The sequence below is a fragment of the Mucilaginibacter sp. PAMB04274 genome (assembly GCF_039634385.2).
Classification (GTDB): Bacteria; Bacteroidota; Bacteroidia; order Sphingobacteriales; family Sphingobacteriaceae; genus Mucilaginibacter.
On sequence record NZ_CP155081.2, the window covers coordinates 2,086,376 to 2,106,009 of the forward strand.

The window sequence follows — 19,634 nt, forward strand, 5'->3', positions numbered from 1 at the left end:
TTTAATAAATAGCCGGATACTTAGCCGGGTTGGTGTCATGCATCATGGCATATACTACCTCTATTATGTCATCAACCGATGGTTTGGTGAAGTAGTCGCCATCTGAGCCATAAGGGGGGCGGTGGGCCTTGGCGCATAGGGTTTTTGGTGCTGCATCCAGGTAATTATAACCGCCCTGGTTTTCCAGTATATTTTGCAGTATATAAGCTGAGCCACCGCCCGGAACATCTTCATCTACCACCAAAAGCCTGTTGGTTTTTTGCAATGACTTTACGCAGGCTTTATCCAGGTCAAAAGGGTAGAGGGTTTGCGGGTCAACCACTTCTATGTTAATGCCCAAGGTTTGCAGCTCAACAGCGGCTTCTTCTACAATACGCAGTGTAGAGCCGTAAGATACTACTGTTACATCGGTGCCATTTACTAAAACTTCGGCCTTACCCAGCGGCACGGTAAAATCGCCTATGTTTAACGGCAGTTTTTCTTTTAAGCGATAGCCGTTCAGGCTCTCGATTACCATGGCCGGTTCATCACCCTGCAACAGGGTATTGTACATGCCGGCAGCCTGTGTCATATTGCGCGGAACACAAATGTGTATGCCGCGCAGGTTAGCCAGTAATGCGGCCATTGGCGATCCCGAATGCCATATACCTTCCAGCCGGTGTCCGCGTGTGCGTATAATGAGCGGCGCTTTTTGACCACCGCGGGTACGGTAGCTTAAGCTGGCTAAATCATCACTCAATACGGTTATAGCCCAAATCCAGTAATCGAGGTACTGAATTTCGGCAATTGGTTTAAGTCCGCGCATAGCCAGTCCCATACCCTGGCCAATGATGGTTGCCTCACGTATGCCGGTATCGGTGATGCGCAGGTCGCCGTATTTGGCTTGCAGGCCGGCAAAACCCTGGTTTACATCGCCAATGGCGCCAACATCTTCGCCAAATGCTACAATACGTTCATCACGCTCAAAAGCGGCGTCAAAGCAGGCATTTAGTATTTCGCGCCCGTCGAGCAGTTTTGCATCGGGCGAGAATTTAGCCGGTACCTCGGGCACATGCAGCGGAGATAGTGGGGTATCGGTAAACAGTTTAGAATTGAAACGCTCGCGGTTCAGCTCGTTCTCGCCGTTCAGCCAGTCAATCAAAGACTGCCTTTCGGGTGTGGTTTCGCGAGTGGTTAAACGAAGCACTTTGCGTACAGAGTTCACAATATCGCGCCGGCCGGGATCAACGCAGGCGCGCAAGCCAGTTGCAATGGCCGAAAGTTGTTGCACGCTGGAGTGCTGGGCAAGCTGTTCGATCAAAGCTGCGGCTTCTTCCAGTTCAGCTTTTATTTCGGCAGATAATTCGTTCCAGGCTTCGCGCTGACAGTTACGCACATGCTTTTTAGCGGCCTCTTCTAACTCATCAAGTTCCTGATCATTAATTATGGCCGAATTGATCATCCATTTGCGCATTTGCAAAAGGCAATCGTGCTCAGCCTCCCAGGCCAAACGTTCGGCCGGTTTATAACGCTCATGCGAGCCCGAGGTGGAGTGACCCTGCGGCTGGGTTATTTCGGTAACGTGTATAAGTACCGGTACGTGTTGCGTACGGCAAAGCTCAATGGCTATGGTATAAGTTTCGCACAGGGCAGGGTAATCCCAGCCGCGTACTTTAAATATTTCGTACCCGTTGGTGCCGTCTTCGCGCTGAAAACCTTTTAGCGCTTCGGATATGTCTTCTTTTGTGGTTTGCAAACTTGCAGGTACAGAAATAGCATAGGCATCATCCCAAATGGAGATAGCCATAGGCACTTGCAATACACCGGCTGCGTTGAAGGTTTCTAAAAAGATACCTTCGGAAGTTGAGCCGTTGCCAATAGTACCAAAAGCAACCTCGTTACCATTAACTGAAAATTGCTTTAGCTCTTCGAGCTCCTTATTCTGACGATATAGTTTCGAAGCATAAGCCAAACCCAGCAAGCGCGGCATGTGGCCGCCGGTAGTCGATATGTCGGCCGAGCAATTCATGGTTTCGGCCTGGTTTACCCAAGTGCCGTCGGGGTTGGCAAAGCGGGTGGCGTAATGGCAATTCATTTGCCTGCCTGCCGATGCCGGATCCTTTTCAATATCGGGGTGGGCATATAACTGCGCAAAAAATTCTTTAAGCGTGCTCATGCCGGTGGCAAACATAAAAGTCTGGTCGCGGTAGTAGCCGGCGCGCCAGTCGCCTTTTTTAAAGGCCTTAGCCATTGCCAGCTGCGCTACTTCCTTTCCATCTCCAAAAATCCCGAACTTGGCTTTTCCGGTTAACACCTCGCGGCGGCCCAGCAAGCTTGCCTGCCTGCTTTCATAGCCAATACGATAGTCTTCAATAACAATTTTTTTAAAATCGTTAAAGCTCAACTCGTGTTCCGTAAAATTGCCCGTAGCCGGTAGTGTGCTTTCTGGCATACATAATTTGTTTAGGCGGTAAAAATAAAAAATAATTGCATAGCTAATATGCGTAAAGCCCCTGCCTATTGTAACTTTTAAAACTATGCACGATTTTTGTTACTTGTTAAACTATTAAATTATATTTGTGTCTATAACCACAACACATATGAAAAAGATAATCATACTATTTGCCGTAATTCTGGGTTTGGGTATTACTGCATTTGCTCAGGACAGTCAAAAGGCTGAGTTTAAATTTAACGAAGAAAAACACGATTTCGGTAAAATTGCTAAAGGCAAACCGGTAACTACTGTTTTTTCTTTTACCAATGTAGGCGTTGAGCCGCTTATCTTGACGGATGTTAGACCAACCTGCGGCTGTACCATTGCCGATTACACCAAAGCACCGGTTAAAAAAGGTGAGAAGGGTACTATCTCCATCACTTACAATGCTGCAGTTGCTTCTCCATTCAGTAAAACCATTGTGGTTACCTCAAATGCCAAAACACCGGTAAAAAATCTGATCATTTTAGGTGAAGTGGTAGAGAGCGTTACCAACAGTAAATAATACATTATTATATAGTTCTTAAAGCAGAGGCGCAAATTTTTGCGCCTCTGCTTGTTTACGGCCCTTTTTTGTAATTTTGCCCAATGCCAAGTATCTCTTTAAAGGGGCAGCATATGCCGGCCTCGCCCATACGTAAACTCACGCCATTTGCCGAAAAGGCTAAACAGGAAGGTAAAAAAGTATACCATCTGAACATTGGTCAGCCGGATATTGAAACGCCCGAGGGCATGTTGAATGCGGTTAAGAACATCGACTTTAAAGTTTGGGCTTATACCGCATCTGAAGGTACGTTATCTTACCGAAAAAAACTTACCGAATACTATAACAAGCTCAATTACAGTATAGCTCCCGAGAACATTATTGTAACTACCGGTGGCTCGGAGGCTATTACTATTGCCATGATGGCCTGCCTTAACCCGGGCGACGAGGTGATTATTCCGGAGCCGTTTTATGCCAATTACAACGGTTTTGCCTGTCAGAGCGATATTGTGGTGAAGCCCATTTTGTCTTATATCGAGAATGGTTTTGCGCTCCCGTCTATTGTGGAGTTCGAGAAACTGATTACAGATAAGACTAAGGCAATCATCATTTGCAATCCTAATAATCCTACCGGTTATTTATACTCTAACGAGGAGATGCAAGCGTTGAAGGAATTGGTATTGAAGTATGATCTTTACTTGTTTTCGGACGAGGCCTACCGTGAGTTTTGTTATGATGGACGGGAATTTACTTCGCCCATGCACCTGAGCGGGCTAGAAGAGAACGTAATTGTGATGGATACTGTAAGTAAGCGCTACAGCGCCTGTGGAGCACGTTTAGGTTGCTTGATTACCAAAAACAAAGAAGTACTTAAGGCAGGTTTAAAATTTGCCCAAGCGCGCTTAAGTCCGGGTTTGGTAGAGCAAATAGCCGGAGAGGCTGCTGTGGATACACCCGATGCTTACTTTGAAACCGTAAATGAGGAATATACCCACCGACGCGATGTATTGGTAAATGCACTGAACCAAATGGACGGTGTGTTTTGTCCTAATCCAGGTGGTGCATTTTATGTAGTGGCTAAATTCCCGATTGATAATGCCGACAAGTTTTGCCAGTGGATGCTGGAGTGCTTTAGTCACAATAACGCAACCGTAATGATGGCCCCTGCAACCGGCTTTTATAGCACACCAGGTGCCGGCCAAAACGAGGTGCGCATGGCCTATGTACTTAACCGTGCGGATTTACAAAGCGCCATGATTTGCTTACAAGAAGCCCTAAAAGTTTACCCGGGCAGGGTAGAGGTGCAAGCGTAACAGAGAATTCACGACGCACGACTGTATAATTACTATAAATAAATAAAAGCCACCTTTAGGATGGCTTTTATTTATTTTTGAGGCTATTCTTCAGCTATCTCAGCAAGGTCTGTGGTTTTGCTGAGCGCCACAAAGTTTTCGGTCATAATTTCGGTAACAGCTTTTCTAACACCTGCTTTGTCCACAAAAGACCGGGTACGTAACTTGCCCTCAATGTAAACAAGGTCGCCTTTATGGAGCAACCTGCCGGCGCTCTCGGCCATTCCGCGCCACATTACAATATTGTGCCATTCGGTTACTTCAACCCGCCCACCATCCTTATTCTGCATTTCGGTTGTTGCTAACGGAAAGCTTGATACAGTGATATTGTCGGCCAGGCGCCTTAAATCGGGGTTCTCACCCAAATGCCCTATTAAAATTACTTTATTTATTCCTGACATGTTGCCTTTTGCTGATGACGATAAATCTTATTAGTAAACAAAATGCAAGTGCCTGCAGAGGTGTGCATCAAAACACTTAAAGTAGTGTTTTTCAAAGGTGATTAATATGATGCTGTTGGTGTACTGTATTGCGGCGTTTTAGACACTGCCCTTAATGTAGTTGCCACATCGTAGGCCAGTGAATCGAGGTTATAATGCTGTTCAACAAACCTTCTGGCCTTCCTTCCCATTTCTGCAGCGACCTCCTTGTTTTCCGATAAATAGTTTACGGCTTTTATACAGTCATCACTATTGCCGTATCCAATTTTAATTCCGAGCCCTTCTTTTTCAACATCAATAGGAAAGTATGGGTTATTGGAAGTGATTACTGCTTTTCCTAAGGCCATTGCTTCATATAAAGAGGTAAGGCCAACCGTATAGTTATGCTCGTTAGTACAAATGATTGTACAAAAGCTGCGATAGATCTCTTTAGATAGAAAGTTGTTTTGTGTTGCCAACCCATCTACAATAGATACTTTGATATTTGGTGCATCTTTACAGGCATCGGCCAATATTTGCTCATTGTTCATATTGCCGTGCTGCCTTGTAGTGTAAATTCTCAGCTTAGAGTTTGGTAGCTTTTCAAACGCCTTAATTAACGTCGGGAAGTCGCGGTTCTCTCTACCTGTAGAGCAGAAATAAGCTTCGTTTGCTGCGTTTGAGCTTTCCTGCTCTTTATTTATAATATTGTCGTAATACTTTAAATCAGGTCCCCATTTTAAGCAGGTAAGTTTGTCGGGTGCTATTACGCCAGCTGCTTCAGACTCCTTTACATGTTTTTCGGTAAACATCAGCATTTTATCAAAACCGCGGTAGTAAAACTGGAGCAGCTTTTTAACTATAAACTTATCTGTATTTTTCAGTGCACGGTGCTGCCATACCACTATCGGCTTGCTATACAGTCCCATACTTCTGAGCAGTACCAGCAGTTCGAGTCCGTTAGCAGTTGCAGCGTACAGTGCATCGTAAGGTTTACTGGTGAAGATCAGCTTTAAAGCAAGTTTCATTCCCCTGATCAGTCTGTTACCCAGGGATGAGTCTTCGCAAATTGAAACATTGATGTTGTGTTTTTCCAATTCTGTTGCACCATAAAAATAGTGGTGTGGCAGGTTATCAATATCAGATGGCTTAAAAAAGCGATGGTAAAATTTAATGTTCATTGAGGGGTTCGATGTAAGGGTTAACGTAATAGCATAAATGGAATGTAAGGCGGCAATTGTAAGACAAAAACGGCCCCGGTTTTTATATGAAGTTAGTGCGTTGAATCGTTCAACTTTTCGTTTGTAAAGTACTCTTTAACCAGTAGCAGCAGCGCCGTCACAACTGTATAAAACATTTTCATAACCGAAATGACTTTTCTAACGCCATTACTTCAAATTAAAGCAATAAGCTTATCACTCAGGTATACAGTTTAATTCACAATATACTTATGGGGGCCTTATACAGAGCACTTCGTGGGTAACAACCATAACACTTTCCTACTTTAATTGATGTGATGCGGGAGGTGCATATAATTAAATTGCTACCTACGATATTTCGCAGCACGTGTATTGTGCCACTTAAATGTTTAGCAAAATTATTACCTGTAAGTACACAAGCTCATAAGGTATAGTACGTAGTGTGTTTACCTATTATGAAAAACTTGCTTAGTTTGAGTTGAACCTGTGTGTAGCTAAATGAGAATATACATTATATCTGTACACATATTATTCGCAAGTACCTTAACCTGTAACAACATGTATAGTTTAAGCTGTATTTTGTTCCATAAACAAGTATAGCTTACTATATGTAAAGACACAGCCGGATAGCCGGTACGATATGAAGAAGTCTTAATTACTATTAAATGCAGATATCTAAAAACAATACTTCACTATTTAAATGCGATAATAACAGAAATGTATAGGAACGCAGGAATAAACCGGGTCTTTCTTACCGGTGTCATTGAAAATGATGTTAACTTAGAGATGTTAAGAAATAACCCTGATAACATATATTTTTCGATACTTACATCAGAAACATTTGTTAAAAATGGCAAACAGGTTGAACACCTTGAGCATCACAAAATTGTGATGCCTACCTACATCGCTAAACCTGATCTTCAGTATTTTAAGAAAGGCGCGTTAATATCTATTGAGGGGAAAATGACTACCTACTTATTTACTGATGACGAAAATATTAAAAGATACAATGTGGAAATATTGGTTACCCGATACCACTGGTTAACAGGGCTGAATGTAAATAAAAACTAAAAGTACGAGCTTATACACTATACCGTTACACTGTCAAAGTACCCGCTGAGTTTTACTTATTGGCAACTTTAAATAAAGCTCAATCCTTTTTGGACAGATATACCCGCACGATTTTTACGATCCTTAATTTTATAATTTGTTGACCTTGATTGTTGGCCAACAGATTATGGTTTATGCCGAAGCGATATGTTAAGATCTGTATCTGTCACAATTGTTTATGAAAGCGCATACGCAATCAGAACACATTAATAACTGCCGCGCGCAGTTACATGTTTTGGGGGTGAATATTAACAAAAACATACTGCGTATAGAAGACGTAGGAGATTATATTCCGGGTAGTATTATGGTTCAGGACTTTGGTATAATGGCCAATACCTACATGAACAAAAATGGTTGTGACTTTTTAAGGCATAGCAGCGAAGAATTGCGGAATTTGGGAAGCGATTACTTTAGTCGTTTTTTTCCGGCACAAGAAATTGAAATTTTAAAGGAAGATCTCAAACACTTTATTGCTCTTGGAGATTACAACAAATCGCAATCAGTTTTTCAGCGTGTAAGACCGGATAGTGACACGGAATATAAGTGGTATTTAACTACTTCGAAATTATATCCCATTCAAGACCAGGCAGAGTCACCTAAGCTTATTCATATAGCGGTTGAAGCTAATTCATTAAGCTTTGCAGGCAAGAAGTTAGGTAACTTAATTGCTGATGATATTTTTGTACGACGAAATTACCACCTGTTCAATTTGTTAACCGCTCGCGAAAAGGAAATTATTTGTTTAATAGCAAAGGGTGTAAGCAGTATGGTGATTGCCGACACGCTTTTTTTGTCGATACACACAGTAAACAACCACCGAAAAAATATTATACATAAGTTAGGAATTACCTCACTTTCGCAGTTAGTTAAGTTTGCCGTCTCTTTTGGAATAATATAAGCAATGTTAGCTATTTACTCCTTGCTCCAAAACAATAAATCGGGAAGCAATCCAACCTTCTAAGTCCATAATTCCATTCACCGATTTTAGAACTTCTACAAAGCTCCAGTTGGCGTTTGTTTTTAGCACTCTCACTGGTGTGCCACCAGGTACAGGTGGGGCAACGGTGGCAAAAGCAGTGCCTGCGCCGGCTCGTATGTTTACATCGGCTGAGGTTACAAAATCTTCATCAAAATCAGTTTCTCTGCCCATAACCTTGGACTTGAAACTGGCCATTGGAAATGCCGGGCCTGGATCTGACTTACGTATGGGTGCAATGTCCTCATGGCCCACCACATCTTTTAAATTATAAGTTTTAACCAGTAAAGCAGATATTTCTATTGCTGCCTTTAATTGTTTCTCGGTGTAATCATGCCATGCGGCCTTACTGCTCTCATTTTTATGGATTGCTATAACCACTTCGTCATCAGGTACCCTTTTGGCATCAACCGGGCATATCCATTTTCCTATGCTTTTTGTTAAACGCCCGCCATTTACCATTTCAATGCCAATTGAAAACTGATTCAGCCCTACTAACCCTTTCCATTGACTTTTGCCGGCATGCCATGTAATAACATTAAACGGAGCAAACTGTGTAACAGTGCCATCACGGGCAATAAGTAAATGGGCCGAAGCTTTAGCTAAAGTGCTTTGGAACCAGCTAACGGTAGACAAGGTTGTAGTTGCTGCCGTGTAGTGCATTACAAGGTATTGAGGGGTGTAAATACCACCATGATTAGGTGTGGCTTTGAACGTAACAGGTGTGTCATCATCGTTAACAAGCAGGTGATCTATTATTTTCATCGTTTTTAAATTTTAGGATGATAGAATAGTAAGCAGTACAATGAGGCATTCTGCCGTACTGAAAAAGGGCCTTTTATTAGCAAAGGCCCTTTTAAATAAAGATAAATGATTGAAATGTGTATGTGCAATAGCTACTAGTAGCTATTATGTTGCCTAAGGAGAGGCAGACTTATTAGGTAGTGCGTTGTATTGCAACGTTAAGTTTGAATCTGTAATGGCAAGGCAGCAGGATAAAACGCCGACTTTTGCCAAGGACAAGCTAGTTACATGGGTCTGAACTATGCTGTGTACAAATTAATGGCGGGCATTAACTTGTATACTTTGCGTAAGCAATTCATTGTATTTTTCAAGTAATACAATATACTTATCTTTCCATTGCTTGTCAAAAGTAGGCTCAGTCTGCACCTCATCATGTGCCATTTGCACGGGGGCATTATCATTTAAGTAGCCAAATTCGTTAGCCCTGAACAGTTCAGGGAATTCGGTTGAAAAATCATAGTTTAGCACGCCGCCTATCCTGAACACGATATCGGTTTTTAAACGCTTTTTATTGAACCAGTTGTATACAGAACGTCTGTTTACGTTCATCAGGCGTGCAAGTTCACTTATGCTGTAACCATCTCGCCTTATTACTTTTTCCACTATCTGACCGTAATGCTTATTCATATATGTACCTAAGGAAATAACTGTTGACATAATAATTTTATTAATTGCAGAGTTTGTTTTTATAGTGAGGCATCAGCTTAATTAATGCTTTTTTGATCAACCTTGATGACTACTGCACATCCCAGTTTTTCAAGCACCATCAGCACTGATTTGCCTTGAATTTGCAATATCTCGCCTTGGCAGTCAACCAATGGCCCTTCGTTAATTTTAACCACATCACCAACCGAATAGCGTCCAACGCCTATCGTTTCTAAATTGGAGTGGGAGGCCAGTAAGGTATGTATGCGGTTAATCTCCTGATCTTCTAACACTACAGGTTTGTTGCAGTGCTTAACAAAGTTTACAACGCCTGGCGTTTGTTGTACACTGTCATGTTCAAAATGGTTAATGTGAACAAACAGATAGGAGTTAAAGAGTGGGGTTTCAACAATCTTAGTCCGGTCGCTCCAGTTGCTTTTTACCTTTATTAAAGGGCAAAAACTGGTAACTCCCTGATTTTCGAGTAGCCTGTTAGCTTTTTTTTCCCACTTAGAGCGGGTGTAAACAACCATCCAGCGCTTCGCCGCAGATGATCTTGCGTTAGGTTGTGTTGTTATCATAGTGTATAATTAATTATTAAGTAGCGGTACAAACAAGTAAACTATAAAATGCAGTTGTAACTATCAGCTAAATACAGCCATCTGTTATGCTGTATTATAATCCTTTTTCAGTTCAATAACTTATCTCCCGGTTATTCAATGTGTATATATGTATAAGCGCATGAGAAAAACTGAGCATTTATATATCGAACAGATATGTTTTCTTATTAATTAATAAAACATTTGCTTTGATTATATCGTAAAATTATACTTAGAGATTTATACCGTCATGCAACAAATCGCCTAATCTTTAAATATTTGTTATTATTTTTTTCGTTACAGTTATTTATAGCTCTAAAGGCCATTTCTAAGACGAAATTTTTTATAGAAATTTTTAAGCGACACGCTTTTTTTATCACTTCTATACAACAGGCCGGTAAAAGGTTCGCATTTTATACGGTCTTTGTCACAAATCACACCTCAATTGCGTTTAGTTCGTGAGGTGTAAAGTATTATTACCGTATTATTTGTGGAATCACGCATTTTTTTCTCAGTCAACTGTGCTGTTTCCCAAGTTTCGTATCTCGTTTCCCAGTTGATTTCACGTTTAACGTACATCCATCTTAGCGCTATTTTATTTGCTACTGGCTTGCCTTATGTTTGTCGGTAAGTAATCAGTGCGCAGCTTTAGTTTTAAAAAGCGTTAGCATTTAAAGGTTACTTCTTCAACAAAAAATAGCCGGTGTGACCGGAGTGGCGAAGCTATTCTCGATTGCAAAAAACACCCTCTACGCCTAAGGTTATCAGGCTCAAATCAAAGTATCCATCTTTTATTCAGTTACATAAACAAATATTATCGTGATAAAATCAATCTTCCAGCTCAGAGGAGTAATTTCTGTTGTGCTCATTTCTATTATGGTGGCTTACTCTTCCTGTAACTCATACAAGAAGATCCCGTACTTTCAAAATTTAGATAAATCGAGAAATACGAAACAAAGCATAACTAATTACACACCACTCACCATCCAGCCGGCCGACATCCTGGGTATTAACATCAGCAGTTCCAACCCCGAAGCAAGCGCTGTATTTAATTACAATCTATCTTCTATTAATGGTACCTCTAACGTTAGCTCCAATAACCCGGTAATAGGATATTTGGTAAACACACAAGGCGAAATAGTTTTGCCACTGTTAGGCAGTATAAAGGTTGCTGGAAGCACCGTATCGCAGCTTGAGGTGAGACTCAAGAAAGAGCTTACACCTTTTCTTAAATACTGTATAGTTAATGTGCGGATGATCAACTTCAAAATCTCAGTGATAGGCGATGTTGAGCACCCGGGTGTTTTTCAAATACCGAGTGAGCGCGTAACACTTAATGAAGCCATTGGTTTAGCCGGCGACTTGAACATCACAGCATTACGTAAAGTACTATTGATTAGAGAAATTAACGGCGAACGTGAGTTTATACCAATCGATCTTACTTCAAAAGATATATTTGATTCACCCTATTATTACTTAAAGAGTAATGATGTGATCTACGTGCAACCTGGTAAAAACAAGTTTGCCAGCGTAGATAATAATTACCGCACCATTAGTTTAGTATTATCGGCACTCTCTATTATAGCCATTATACTCACACGTAAATAAAATACCCATATGAATAACGAAAAAATTGTTATTGCTCCGTTTGAGTATACGCAGGATAGCGCCAAAACGAACTCGTTTAAGGTAACGTTCAACAAATACTTTTATCACTGGCCATTATTTGTGCTGGGTGTAGCGTTGGCGTTGATTTGTGCTTTCTTTTATACCAAGTATACAGATCCTATTTATACCATAACAGCCAAGCTGCTCATTGAGGAAAATAAGGAACAGAATTCGGTTGATAAGATGATGCAAAAAATGGACGTTTTTGAATCATCGAAGGTGATCGACAACGAGAGCGAAATACTGCAGTCCAGAAACCTTATTGCACGAGTAATTAAAGACTTAAATCTTTATGCAACTTATAGTAAACCGTCAAAGTTCAGGGATGTAGATATTTATAGCAGCACACCTGTTCATTTAGTAGTAACTAAGCAAACCAGCGATAAGTTTGCCAAGTCGCTTGCTATCCATATCAAAAATCAGAACGAGTTTGTGTTAAAGAACTCCATCGGAGGCAACAAGACGTTTAAATTTACAGACAATATCAAAAACAAGTTTGGTATATGGCACCTAAATAAAACGGCTAATCTTAATAAATACATTGGTAAAGATATAATCGTAGGTATTAGAGACACCGAGCAGGTAATAAACGGTTATGTTAACAAAATCAAATCAAGCCGGTTAAATAAGCTGGCCTCCGTTATTGAATTGTCTTTACAAGACAATGTATTGCAAAGAGGAAGAGATATACTGATCCACACAGTGTCTTCTTACAATGATCAATCAGTTAGGCAGAAGAAACGCGCTGCCGAAAATGCTTTATTATTTATAGACGGCAGGCTAAAGGATGTTACACGTGAGCTTTCGTCGGTTGAAAAAGACTTTGAAGGATTCAGGAGTGACAAAGGCTTAATTGATGTATCATCAGAAGCTAAGCTCTATTTAGATAACGTAAAAAATAACGATACTCAATTAAATGAAATTGCCTTACAGCTTGACATTATAGGTGGCGTTGAACGCTACGTAAAATCATCAATGAGCGTAAACAGCGCGCCTGCCACTATCGGTATATCTGATCCGGGTTTGAGCGGCTTGATACGCCAGTTAATGGATTTGCAAGTACAGCGCGATAAGATGCTGGCTACAACACCCGAACGTAACCCTATTTTTGAAGCCGTAGATAAACAAATTGCCTCAACCAAGTCGTCAATTCTAAACAACATTTCTGGGATAAAGGCATCTTTAAAGGCAAGCCAGCGTCAACTTTTATCAAACAGCAATCGCTTTGAGTCCTCTATAAAGAATATTCCGGGGCAAGAGCGCCAGTTTATTAACATTAAGCGCCAGCAAACCAACAAGGAAAACTTATACGTATACCTGCTGCAAAAACGTGAGGAAGCGGCGCTGAGTTATGCATCCACTATTAATGATAGCCGGTTAATTGATTACAATTACGTAGTGTCATCAAGCAAACGCATCATTTATATCATTGCGTTTATGCTAGGCATCTTTATACCCCTTGGTGTAATATATTGCCGCGATAGTTTAAATGATCGGATAAACACCCGCGATGATATTGCGAGTAAAACAACGGTGCCTGTTTTAGGTGAGCTTGTTTTTCATGAGGGTAAGCAAGCTATGGTTATTGGCGGCAAAGACGATAACTTTGTGATTGGTGAACAGTTCAGGTTGTTAAGAACAAATCTCCATTTTGCGCACGCCACCCGGCAAAGAGGCAGGGTTACCATGCTTACCTCAAGTATTGCAAACGAAGGTAAAAGCTTTGTAACCAGTAACCTGGGTGCCACCTTGGCTGCGTCGGGCCGTAAAACCATTATACTGGAGCTCGATTTACGTAAGCCTCAGATATACAAGAACTTTAAATTGGCTGTTAACCACAAAGGCTTAAGCGACTATATTAATGGAACTGCGAGTGTTGACGAAATTATCCAGCCCTCAAATTATGATGACAACCTGTTTGTCATAACTGCCGGAACATCGACCTTTAATCCTTCAGAAATGCTGGAGCAAGAGCAGATAGATGTGTTATTGGATGAACTGCGCAGTAGTTACGATGATATTTTATTGGATACTCCACCCATAAATATTGTTACCGACGCCATGGTATTATCGCGTGTTAGTGATGTTACCCTTTATGTAATCAGGCAGGGTTTGACCAAGTCATGGGAATTAGACGTTACCGAAAAACTGTTCAAACAGCAGCAGGTGCCTAAAATGAATATCATATTCAATGGTATACGTAAAGATAAGTACAGCTATACTTATAATCAGGGATACTCGAGCTACGGTTACGGTAAATATGCTACCGAGTACGCTTCTGGCAGTACGATGAAATCCTTTTTAAGAAGATTCTAACTTCAGCCTTAAACAGAATTGATATGAAGTTGCTCTTAGTGCGGCCTGTAGGTGGCATAGCCAACCGCATGCGTGTACTCGAATCAGCGTACAAGTTTTCAAAAGCTGCCTCTTTAAAGCTTGTAGTTCTTTGGGAGAGAAACGGCAATCTGAATGCGAAATATTCGGAGTGTTTTGAACCAGTGCCCAACATGACTGTGATTGAATTGAATCTGCATGGCAGTAATTCTTTTGCAAAAGTAAAACGCAGGCTGCTAACAATTGCAATTGACGGAGTGGTAAACACGTTAACCAGCTTTTCGGTAACAGATGTAGCTATCGAAAATGAAATTAGGCAACATGGATGGGGGCAGGGTGCCTTAAACAGCTATTTTGACAATCTGGTTCATAACCACAGCGGCATTTATATAGATACATGCTACGAGTTTTATACCGATAGTAGTAACTTTCAGGTACAGATTGCCCAAAGTATACAGCGTGAGAGCCAGCAGATTTTATTGAATCTGAGCTCGGTTACAGGAGTACACATCAGGAGGTCAGATAACATTAATGCTATCGAAAAATCGCCACTGGATGCCTTTGTCAATGAAATAAGCTGCACAATTGCTATCAATCCCGAAGCAAAGTTCTATCTGTCTACAGATTCGCAAGAGGTTACTAATATCCTTACCGCTATGTTTCCCGGCAATATCATAACCGGCATATCGGTAAGAACCCGCGACTCGAAAGCAGGGATCATAGCAGCGCTAACAGATCTGTGCTGTTTAAGTATGTGCCGCGAGATTTGGGGATCGCATGATAGTAGTTTCTCGGGCAGGGCTGCCAAAATAAATAACATACCGCTACGCATTATCTTACAATATGCCGAATAACATGCCCGAAGCATTCATTAGTTCCAAGCTCCTTTTTCTAAGAAATTTAATTTTAAATCAAAATGTCATCAATAAGATCAGGTCAACCGGCATTTATTTGCTGGTACCTATCATAAACTTTGGCGTTTCGTTCATCACATCGCCAATTTTTGCGAAGCATTTATCGGCCGAAGAATATGGTTACTATGGCTATTATTCAACGCTGGCTTCGTTCCTGCTGGTTTTTTCCAGCCTGTCATTGCAAACGTACTATATGTCGGTCTTTTTTAAAGAGACCGAAGAACAGCGCAGAGCTATACAAACCACGCTTATTATATTTACGCTGGTTTGGAACCTCCTGTTTTTTCCAATTGCTTACCTGGGTATTTATGTTTACTTAAAGTATTCGCACTCACAAATACCTTTTTACCCATTTGCGTTACTAGCGCTCGCTACCAGTGTAGTGGGCATATTTAAAGGCTTTGTCCAGGTAAATTACCGTTTGGGTAATCAGCCAGTAAAATATCTGCTTATTGTAGCCGGCTACAGAGTGTTGGGCATATTACTGTCTTTATACTTCATTATATCGGCAGATATGGGTTTAAAGGGCCGTATGCTGGGCGTATTTGTAGTCGAGATATTGTTCTTCATCATTTCTTTGTATACCATATTGAAAGGGCAGAGCTTAAGGCTAGATAAGGCAACGGTAAAGATAGCCATGCGCAAAGTGCTGCCTTTAATACCTGCTTCCTTTTTGTTTTGGCCGCTAATGAGTTTTGATAACATTGTTGTTGAAAAACTTAACCAGCCTGTACAAATGGGTTTATACAACATAGGTAAAGGCATTGCTAATTACTTGTTCATCGCTTTACAATCCTTTTTTCAGGCATTTGAACCCGATATTTATAAGTATGCTTCTACCTACAATATAAAAGGCCTTAAAAAAACGGGTATTATGGTAGTGGCGCTGGTAATTGTTACCACCATTGTTTTTGTATTTGTATCGCCGTACTTAATGCATTATTTAACGGCCGGTAGATTTACCGAGGCAATCCGGTACTCTAACATATTAGCCATTACGTATGGCTTAATCATTATATACTCGCTTTTAGATGCCATTATTTTAGCATGGCAAAAGACCAAGGTTAATTTGGCCTTAAATATACTGGGCGCAACATTAAGCATTACAACTTACACATTGGCCGCTTACTATTTCAGGCAAACAGGTGTTGCTATGGCCACAGCGTTTACACACCTGGTACTGGTGACTGTGCTGCTCTTCTTTATCGCAAAAAAGCTCAGGGAACACCGTTTAGCACAATTATAACTATACGCTACTATTTAAATTATGAGAGAGCAATCGTTCGATATTCCTGTTCTATTAATCACATTTAACAGGCCGGATTCTGCTTTACAAGTGTTTGAGAGGATTAAAGAACTGCAACCAAGTAAACTCTACGTTTTTTCTGACGCTGCACGTGATGGAAGAGATGAGGAAGCAAAGGCTGTACAAAAGTGCAGGTCCATTTTTGACGAACAGAACATTACATGGGATTGTAAAATAGAAAAGTGGTTTTGTGATTCGAATATGGGTTGTGGCAGGGCGGTGAGCTCTGCAATAAGCTGGATGTTCAAGACCGAGCAAAGCGGTATAATACTCGAGGATGATTGCCTGCCCGATATAACCTTTTTTAAGTATTGCGCCCATATGCTAAATAAGTATGCTAACAATACTGCAGTAATGCATGTGGCCGGTACTCGCTGGAACGATGAGTTTGAAACCGGCGCCTCCAGTTATTTTTTTAGCCGCATTGGACATGTGTGGGGTTGGGCTACCTGGAAACGTGCGTGGGACCTGTATGATTTTGAAATGCAGACCTGGAACCCAGTAAAAGACGGGCAGATGCTCTACCAGCAGTTAAAAAGCCGGGTTCAGGCCCAATTCTGGATCGATAATTTTCAGCGTATGTATCAGAAAGATACTTTCGCTAAAGATACCTGGGACTACCAATGGCAATATACCTTGTTTAAACATCAGGGCTTGTCAGTTGTGCCTCGGGGCAACCTCATTACTAATATAGGCGTTGAGGGTGCACATGCTGATAACAGTGAAGATCAAAGTTCATTTTATCGCAAAGCTATCCCTTGGGGTAATGTAATAGATATATCGGCCAACCAGCCAGTTAAAGCCAACGCCGATTTTGATTCTTATCACATAGCACATTATTTTTTAAAAGCCAATACACCTATCCTGCGTTTAAAATGGCATCTGAAAAGCCTTTATCATTTAACCAGGACATACTAAATTTTGTTATTATATGGTAATTAAACTACCCGCGTGGTTCTTTGACAATACGGTTAACCCTAAAGAGCATGAATCTGTTATACATGTTGGTGCAAAGGTGTTTGGCGTTTGTTTTTTAGGTACGCTTTGTTTAACGGCATATTCGCCTGTTGTAAACCTGGCCGCCTTCGGTGCTATAGTTCTTGTGTTTTTGAACACATTGCTTAAGAAGGATAATTTCTCATTACTGATACAGCTGTTTTTTGCTAATCATTATGTTTTTGGTAATGATAAAGGCGGCGTTTTTAATATTGCTGCGTTACTTGCTTTAGGCTTTTTTGGTCTTTCAGGACATCAGGTGTTTAGAGGAACATCCTCCTTTAGCCGCTCTTTTAAAGGTTTGCTGTTAATACTTTTTGCATTTCAGTTGCTTAGTTTAACGGCTAATGTACATGCGAGCATACTAGGTAAATTAGGTGGTTTAATGAGTTTCTCAGGCATCATATTGCTTATATACCAACTTTCCAAAATTCCGGTTCGTAAATCAGACATAATCAGATTTGTTACCATTCTGTTCTTTTTCAGTATGTTCGAGCTTGTTGTATCGCTTAACCAAAAATATGGGTTAATAGGCTTGTCAACACCGCTTTTGCCAATGGAAAAGAATATTGAGTATGAGAACGATATATTCAGATGCGTGGGCACTTTCGTGAACTTTGAAGCATATGCGGAGTACTCACTTTCAATGGTTGCTTTGCTGCTGCCGGGTATTATATCCGGATCGTTTAGAGAGGTTAGCAAAAAATTCTATTACATGACTGTTGGTATCACCATTATGTCAGTGTTATCAATCATCTTAACCGTAACCCGTTCTTCATTATTTCTGTTGCCGTTTGTAATCTTAGTGATATTGCTTAGCCAGTATAAACGGATGAAATTGAAAGCAATCGTTCCTTATTTGCTGATTATAGCATTGGGTGTTGGTATTAATTTCAAAATTAAAATATTCGATATTTCATCTTTTATTGAGCGTAGCCAGGAGATGAAGATAAAAAGTGTATCTGACGTAGCCTCAGGTAACGAAATAAGCAGAGGCGGACTGTTTGCTTATGCTTTTGAAAAAATCAAGCGGTCGAAGGGATTGATAGGAGAGGGGTATTTTGCTCACCCTGATGACTACAACACTGCTCACTTTGGCATTCCAAATCCGCCAATTGGAGATTACCATAATTTGTATCTAAGCATTGCTGTGTTTTGGGGAATACCCGGGGCTGTAGCTTTCATCCTGATATTTATTCTCACTATATACCGGGGCATTATAGCACGGCGTATTAAAAACATAGCATCATTTGATGCCGATTTGCTGTTGGGTTTCACCACGCTGTTCTTGTTCTTCCTGCTCAATCAATATAAGATCATTTTTTTGCGGGAGTCTAATTACACAGTTGTCATTTTGATTTTGCTGGTTATTTATAACGGTATTATCCGAAAAGTGAAATCGCCGGATTTGGAACTGATTATTAAATAACGATAGCGTTTGCTGTTCTTTAACGTACTTATTTAGCATGACTAAGAAAATATATTACTTGCCTAATTTTGGTCAGTTAGGTAATCAGCTGGCTATATTGGCGCATCTGATTGCATTTGCCAACAAGTACGATTACCAAATCATTTATCCATATTCAGAACAGCTTAAAAAGTGTCTGGACGATCAAAAAGTTAAAAACACACGGCTTACTTTTAGCAAAACTTTAGGTAAAAAGTGGTTCTCATACTGTGTTATAAAATTCATTAAATACCTCACCTTTAATCGCAACTTACAGTTCTTAGGGGCACTTGTGATTAATAAACGGTATGTGATTGATGAACAGGAGGCCGGTAAAAGCTTTCCGTCCTCAATTTTTATAACCGATTGGATGTTCAGGTTTTATGCCGGAGTGGAAGATCAGCAAGACGAGATCAAGAATGTGCTTTCATTCCATGGACAGCACTCGTCGCGCCCACACAGCTTTATACAAAATATACACCATGAACTTGCACCTGCCGCCCTGGTTGGTATCCATGTACGCCGCGGCGATTACGCCACCTGGCACGGTGGTAAATTTTACTTCGATTTGAGTTTTTATTATGCTCAAATGGTGCAGATAGCTGAGCAAATCAGCAACTGTGTATTCATCATATGTTCTAACGAAAAAATAGCATTTGATAATACGCATGATCTGCACCTGGTTTACGCCAAAGGCTCAGACATTGAAGATTTGTGTGTGCTATCCAGTTGCGACTATATTATTGGTCCGCCAAGTACATTTTCGGGTTGGGCTGCATTCTTAGGCCGACGGCCAATATTTTTTATGCACAACAACAAAGACACGGTTTCTATGGATAAGTTCTTCACTTATCAGGTATAAAACGTACCACAGCAAAATAGAAGCAGTACTGCATACTGCGAATCTA

General features: G+C 40.8%; 17 protein-coding genes. 11 read left to right on the plus strand and 6 right to left on the minus strand.

Annotated features, from left to right (window positions below):
• Window position 1: 1 nt before the first annotated feature.
• A complete protein-coding gene (locus tag ABDD95_RS08780) occupies window positions 2-2,431 on the minus strand; it encodes a thiamine pyrophosphate-dependent enzyme (RefSeq protein ID WP_345951514.1) in 2,430 nt (809 codons plus the stop codon).
• 148 nt (window positions 2,432-2,579) lie between these two features.
• Between ABDD95_RS08780 and ABDD95_RS08785 the strand changes: the two genes are divergently transcribed.
• Both ABDD95_RS08785 and ABDD95_RS08790 read left to right on the plus strand, forming a co-directional pair.
• Window positions 2,580-2,978: a DUF1573 domain-containing protein gene (locus ABDD95_RS08785; RefSeq protein ID WP_345951515.1), complete on the plus strand. Its 399-nt coding sequence runs from the start codon at window positions 2,580-2,582 to the stop codon at window positions 2,976-2,978.
• Window positions 2,979-3,061: 83 nt separating this feature from the next.
• Entirely contained in the window at window positions 3,062-4,270 is a 1,209-nt protein-coding gene (locus tag ABDD95_RS08790; protein ID WP_345951516.1) for a pyridoxal phosphate-dependent aminotransferase, read from the plus strand.
• An 83-nt stretch (window positions 4,271-4,353) separates the two neighbouring features.
• On the opposite strand, the gene ssb (ABDD95_RS08795) is transcribed toward ABDD95_RS08790, so the two are convergent.
• Together ssb (ABDD95_RS08795) and ABDD95_RS08800 are read right to left on the minus strand one after the other, a co-directional pair.
• Window positions 4,354-4,710 (minus strand): single-stranded DNA-binding protein, encoded by a 357-nt coding sequence (gene ssb, locus ABDD95_RS08795; protein ID WP_345951517.1) that lies wholly within the window; start codon window positions 4,708-4,710, stop codon window positions 4,354-4,356.
• Between the two features lie 101 nt (window positions 4,711-4,811).
• Window positions 4,812-5,909, minus strand: a complete 1,098-nt coding sequence (locus ABDD95_RS08800; RefSeq protein WP_345951518.1) for a glycosyltransferase — start codon at window positions 5,907-5,909, stop codon at window positions 4,812-4,814.
• Window positions 5,910-6,644: 735 nt separating this feature from the next.
• Here ABDD95_RS08800 and ssb (ABDD95_RS08805) point away from each other — a divergent pair.
• Both ssb (ABDD95_RS08805) and ABDD95_RS08810 read left to right on the plus strand, forming a co-directional pair.
• On the plus strand, window positions 6,645-6,998 hold the full coding sequence (gene ssb, locus ABDD95_RS08805; RefSeq protein WP_345951519.1) for a single-stranded DNA-binding protein: 354 nt from the start codon (window positions 6,645-6,647) through the stop codon (window positions 6,996-6,998).
• A 217-nt stretch (window positions 6,999-7,215) separates the two neighbouring features.
• Complete coding sequence (locus ABDD95_RS08810; RefSeq protein ID WP_345951520.1) at window positions 7,216-7,935, plus strand: helix-turn-helix transcriptional regulator; 720 nt, start codon at window positions 7,216-7,218, stop codon at window positions 7,933-7,935.
• A gap of 6 nt (window positions 7,936-7,941) precedes the next feature.
• Here ABDD95_RS08810 and ABDD95_RS08815 read toward each other — a convergent pair whose 3' ends face one another.
• The 3 genes from ABDD95_RS08815 to ABDD95_RS08825 form a co-directional block, all read right to left on the minus strand.
• Window positions 7,942-8,778: an N-acetylmuramoyl-L-alanine amidase gene (locus tag ABDD95_RS08815; protein WP_345951521.1), complete on the minus strand. Its 837-nt coding sequence runs from the start codon at window positions 8,776-8,778 to the stop codon at window positions 7,942-7,944.
• Window positions 8,779-9,072: 294 nt separating this feature from the next.
• Window positions 9,073-9,444, minus strand: a complete 372-nt coding sequence (locus tag ABDD95_RS08820) for a helix-turn-helix transcriptional regulator (protein ID WP_345951522.1) — start codon at window positions 9,442-9,444, stop codon at window positions 9,073-9,075.
• A 77-nt stretch (window positions 9,445-9,521) separates the two neighbouring features.
• Window positions 9,522-10,043, minus strand: coding sequence for a UpxY family transcription antiterminator (locus ABDD95_RS08825; protein WP_345951523.1), 522 nt, complete (start codon window positions 10,041-10,043; stop codon window positions 9,522-9,524).
• Window positions 10,044-10,880: 837 nt separating this feature from the next.
• Between ABDD95_RS08825 and ABDD95_RS08830 the strand changes: the two genes are divergently transcribed.
• Genes ABDD95_RS08830 through ABDD95_RS08860 form a run of 7 tightly spaced genes read left to right on the plus strand, consistent with a single transcriptional unit; the run spans window position 10,881 to window position 19,588 of the window.
• Entirely contained in the window at window positions 10,881-11,669 is a 789-nt protein-coding gene (locus ABDD95_RS08830) for a polysaccharide biosynthesis/export family protein (protein WP_345951524.1), read from the plus strand.
• A gap of 9 nt (window positions 11,670-11,678) precedes the next feature.
• On the plus strand, window positions 11,679-14,045 hold the full coding sequence (locus ABDD95_RS08835; protein WP_345951525.1) for a polysaccharide biosynthesis tyrosine autokinase: 2,367 nt from the start codon (window positions 11,679-11,681) through the stop codon (window positions 14,043-14,045).
• A 23-nt stretch (window positions 14,046-14,068) separates the two neighbouring features.
• Window positions 14,069-14,917, plus strand: a complete 849-nt coding sequence (locus ABDD95_RS08840; RefSeq protein WP_345951526.1) for a hypothetical protein — start codon at window positions 14,069-14,071, stop codon at window positions 14,915-14,917.
• The gene (locus ABDD95_RS08845) at window positions 14,907-16,223 is read left to right on the plus strand and encodes an oligosaccharide flippase family protein (RefSeq protein ID WP_345951527.1); all 1,317 of its coding nucleotides are present in this window, start codon (window positions 14,907-14,909) and stop codon (window positions 16,221-16,223) included. Before ABDD95_RS08840 ends, ABDD95_RS08845 begins: the two co-directional genes overlap by 11 nt.
• A 21-nt stretch (window positions 16,224-16,244) precedes the next feature.
• Window positions 16,245-17,201 (plus strand): hypothetical protein, encoded by a 957-nt coding sequence (locus tag ABDD95_RS08850; RefSeq protein WP_345951528.1) that lies wholly within the window; start codon window positions 16,245-16,247, stop codon window positions 17,199-17,201.
• Window positions 17,202-17,214: 13 nt separating this feature from the next.
• Window positions 17,215-18,708 (plus strand): O-antigen ligase family protein, encoded by a 1,494-nt coding sequence (locus ABDD95_RS08855; protein WP_345951529.1) that lies wholly within the window; start codon window positions 17,215-17,217, stop codon window positions 18,706-18,708.
• Between the two features lie 37 nt (window positions 18,709-18,745).
• Window positions 18,746-19,588, plus strand: a complete 843-nt coding sequence (locus ABDD95_RS08860; RefSeq protein WP_345951530.1) for an alpha-1,2-fucosyltransferase — start codon at window positions 18,746-18,748, stop codon at window positions 19,586-19,588.
• The last annotated feature ends 46 nt before the right edge of the window (window positions 19,589-19,634 follow it).

What these genes read in the sequence shown, in the direction of transcription:
- ABDD95_RS08780 (WP_345951514.1), bottom strand. Translation starts at nt 2,431, where the DNA reads ATGCCAGAAAGCACACTACCGGCTACGGGCAATTTTACGGAACACGAG.
- ABDD95_RS08785 (WP_345951515.1), top strand. Translation starts at nt 2,580, where the DNA reads ATGAAAAAGATAATCATACTATTTGCCGTAATTCTGGGTTTGGGTATT.
- ABDD95_RS08790 (WP_345951516.1), top strand. Translation starts at nt 3,062, where the DNA reads ATGCCAAGTATCTCTTTAAAGGGGCAGCATATGCCGGCCTCGCCCATA.
- ssb (WP_345951517.1), bottom strand. Translation starts at nt 4,710, where the DNA reads ATGTCAGGAATAAATAAAGTAATTTTAATAGGGCATTTGGGTGAGAAC.
- ABDD95_RS08800 (WP_345951518.1), bottom strand. Translation starts at nt 5,909, where the DNA reads ATGAACATTAAATTTTACCATCGCTTTTTTAAGCCATCTGATATTGAT.
- ssb (WP_345951519.1), top strand. Translation starts at nt 6,645, where the DNA reads ATGTATAGGAACGCAGGAATAAACCGGGTCTTTCTTACCGGTGTCATT.
- ABDD95_RS08810 (WP_345951520.1), top strand. Translation starts at nt 7,216, where the DNA reads ATGAAAGCGCATACGCAATCAGAACACATTAATAACTGCCGCGCGCAG.
- ABDD95_RS08815 (WP_345951521.1), bottom strand. Translation starts at nt 8,778, where the DNA reads ATGAAAATAATAGATCACCTGCTTGTTAACGATGATGACACACCTGTT.
- ABDD95_RS08820 (WP_345951522.1), bottom strand. Translation starts at nt 9,444, where the DNA reads ATGAATAAGCATTACGGTCAGATAGTGGAAAAAGTAATAAGGCGAGAT.
- ABDD95_RS08825 (WP_345951523.1), bottom strand. Translation starts at nt 10,043, where the DNA reads ATGATAACAACACAACCTAACGCAAGATCATCTGCGGCGAAGCGCTGG.
- ABDD95_RS08835 (WP_345951525.1), top strand. Translation starts at nt 11,679, where the DNA reads ATGAATAACGAAAAAATTGTTATTGCTCCGTTTGAGTATACGCAGGAT.
- ABDD95_RS08840 (WP_345951526.1), top strand. Translation starts at nt 14,069, where the DNA reads ATGAAGTTGCTCTTAGTGCGGCCTGTAGGTGGCATAGCCAACCGCATG.
- ABDD95_RS08845 (WP_345951527.1), top strand. Translation starts at nt 14,907, where the DNA reads ATGCCGAATAACATGCCCGAAGCATTCATTAGTTCCAAGCTCCTTTTT.
- ABDD95_RS08850 (WP_345951528.1), top strand. Translation starts at nt 16,245, where the DNA reads ATGAGAGAGCAATCGTTCGATATTCCTGTTCTATTAATCACATTTAAC.
- ABDD95_RS08855 (WP_345951529.1), top strand. Translation starts at nt 17,215, where the DNA reads ATGGTAATTAAACTACCCGCGTGGTTCTTTGACAATACGGTTAACCCT.
- ABDD95_RS08860 (WP_345951530.1), top strand. Translation starts at nt 18,746, where the DNA reads ATGACTAAGAAAATATATTACTTGCCTAATTTTGGTCAGTTAGGTAAT.